The 2,578-nt window shown below is 73.2% G+C and carries 2 protein-coding genes and 1 pseudogene; all 3 read right to left on the bottom strand.

All coding sequences use genetic code 11. The features are described from left to right. On the bottom strand, positions 1–458 hold a 458-nt coding region (locus G6022_RS15180; protein ID WP_182691902.1), incomplete at its 3' end, for an alpha/beta fold hydrolase. Positions 459–464: 6 nt separating this feature from the next. Further along, positions 465–2,054 (bottom strand): transcription antitermination factor NusB, encoded by a 1,590-nt coding sequence (locus G6022_RS15175; RefSeq protein WP_182691901.1) that lies wholly within the window; start codon positions 2,052–2,054, stop codon positions 465–467. Then, positions 2,051–2,578 (bottom strand): annotated as a pseudogene (locus G6022_RS15170) (methionyl-tRNA formyltransferase); the annotation flags it as partial. The gene G6022_RS15175 and the pseudogene G6022_RS15170, both read right to left, overlap by 4 nt.

The following is a 2,578-nucleotide window of genomic DNA, read 5'->3' as shown; positions in this document are numbered from 1 at the left end:
GCCGGCCCGCTGACGTGCGGCACCTGCGCGACGACCCCCGCGAGTCGCTCCCCTGTTCCGGCGAGCGTGAGGACGTGGCCGCCCGAGAACGACGTGCCCCACGCGATGACACGGTCCGGGTCGACGCCGGTCAGTGACCGGGTGAAGGCGAGCGCGGACCGCCAGTCGTCGAGCTGACGGCCGATGTCGAGGAGCTGGCGGGGCTGCCCGTCGCTCGCGCCGAAGTGCCGGTAGTCGAAGACCACGACGACGAAGCCGGCGTCGCGGAACCGCTCGGCGTACGCGGGCAGTCGGAGATCGCGGATACACCCGAGGCCGTGCGCCATGACGATGGCCGGTGCGGTTGTCCCGCCGGGGTCCGACGAGGTCTCCGGGCGGTACACCCACGCCGCGCACCCGGTCCCGCCGGAGAGGAAGGTCGCGTCGTCCCGGCCCTGGTCCGCGTCTGCTGACGGCATCGACTGTCAGTCCTCTCGTGTCGGCGGTGTGGGGTCTGAGGTGACCCTGCGCAACCCCGCCATGAACATCGCGTCGGTGCCGTGGCGGTGCGGCCAGAGCTGCACCCACGGTCCGTCTCCGAGGCCCTCGGTGGCGGCCCCGTCGATCCCCTCGAGGATCTCGCGTACGTCGAGGAGTTCGACATCGTCGCGCCTGTTCGCCTCACGGATCATAGACACCGTCTCGGACAGGTGGGGGGAACACGTCGCGTAGAGCACCACGCCCCCGGGCCGCACGAGACGCAGTGCGGATTCCAGCAGCTCCCGCTGGAGCACCACCAGTCCCGGGATGTCGGCGGCGGTCTTTCGCCACCGGGCCTCGGGACGACGCCTCAGGGCGCCGAGACCCGAACACGGTGCGTCGAGGAGGACTCGATCGAACCCCGGTTCCAGACCGGGATCCCGGCCGTCCGCGGTGAGGACGGTCACCGGAAGGTCCCGGGTGGCCTCCCGCACGAGGTCGGCACGGTGTTCAGAGACCTCCACACCGGTCACCGTCGCGCCCTCGATCTCCGCCAACGCGCCCAGCATGACGGCCTTGCCCCCGGGTCCGGCGCACAGATCCAACCACCGGCCGCCGTCCTCGCCGACGAGCGGTGCACGGGACGCGGCGATCGCGACGACCTGACTGCCCTCGTCCTGCACCGTGGCGAGCCGGTCGCGCACCGCCTCGAGGGTCCCGGGGTCACCCGAGTCGAGGTGGACCGCGTACGGCGACACGACGCCCTCGGTGCCGCCGGTCACCAGCGCGAGTTCCTCCGCCGAGATGGCGCCGGGCAGTGCCGCCAGGTGCACCTTGGGGCGCGCGTCATCGGCGGCCAGCAGCTCGGGCAGCTCCGCTGCGTCCGCCCCCAGGGATTCGGCGAACGCACGGGCGATCCACTCCGGGTGCGCGGTGCCCACCGCCAGCCGGGCGACGGGGTCCGTCACGTCCTTCCGGAGCACTGCGACCCAGCCGTCCAGGTCCTGTGCGGAGACCTTGCGCAGCACCGCGTTGACGAACGCCCCGGCCCGGCCCAGCCCCTGCGTCCGCGCCGCCTCCACACTGGTGTCGACGGCCGCGTGCGCCCCGATCCGGGTGAACAGCAACTGGTAGGCGCCCAGTCGCACCAGGTCCAGGACCGGGGGGTCGATCTCCTCGACCGGGCGGCCGGCGGCCTCCGCGATGATGCGGTCCAGCAACCCCTGTGTCCGGAGGGTGCCGTAGGTGAGCTCGGTGGCCAGGGCCGCGTCCCGGGTGTCGAGTCGCGCCTTCCTGAGCTCGGACGGCAACAGGAGGTTCGCATACGCCGCGCGTTCGCGCACCGCCGTCATCACGGCGAGGGCGACGGTCCTGGCATCGGGGCGGCTCTGCCGAGGTGTTCGCCCGTCCCTCCGACGGTCGGCGGATCGGGGTGCATCCGGTTGTCGCCCGCCTGACCGGCCGCTGCTCTGCCGGCCGCTGCTCTGCCGACCACCGTCCTGCTTGCCGGTGTCCTGCCGACCGCCGCCCCGCCGGCCATCACCCTGCCGACCGCCGCCTCCGGGGCCGCGGCCCCCTCCGCCGTGGGCACTCATGAGAACTCCGCCCCGTCGTCGAGTCGGGCCCCGCGTGCCCAGTCGACGGCGTTCATCATCTTCTTGCCGGGTGGCTGGAGAGTGGCCACCGCGACGGGAGCGGTGGCCGTGCCGACGAGGAAGGTGTGCTTGTCCCACAGGATCCGCCCGGGGGCCAGGGTCGGTGCTCCCTCCCCGGACGGCGTCGTGGAACCGATCTTGACCCGCTCGCCGCCGAAGGTCGTCCACGCCCCCGGGGCCGGGGTTACGGAACGGATGTGGCGGTCCACCGCCAGTGCCGGATCGGTCCAGCGGACCCGCGCGTCGTCGACGGTGATCTTCCCCGCCCGGGAGATCCCGTCGGTCGGCTGCGGGACCGCGCGGAGCTCGCCCGTCTCCAGGGCGTCCAGGGTGGCCAGGAGCAGTCCCGCGCCGGACACCGACAGCCGGGCGAGCAGGTCCCCGGCGGTGTCGCGCGGGAGGATGGTCTCGGTCATCGTGCCGAGCACCGGACCGGTGTCCATCCCCTCGTCGAGACGGAAGGT

Origin of the sequence: Dietzia sp. Cai40 (assembly GCF_014145165.1) — a bacterium.
Taxonomy (GTDB): domain Bacteria; phylum Actinomycetota; class Actinomycetes; order Mycobacteriales; family Mycobacteriaceae; genus Dietzia; species Dietzia natronolimnaea.
The sequence above is the reverse complement of the archived record's forward strand: the minus strand, read 5'-3'. Positions and strand labels throughout refer to the sequence as shown.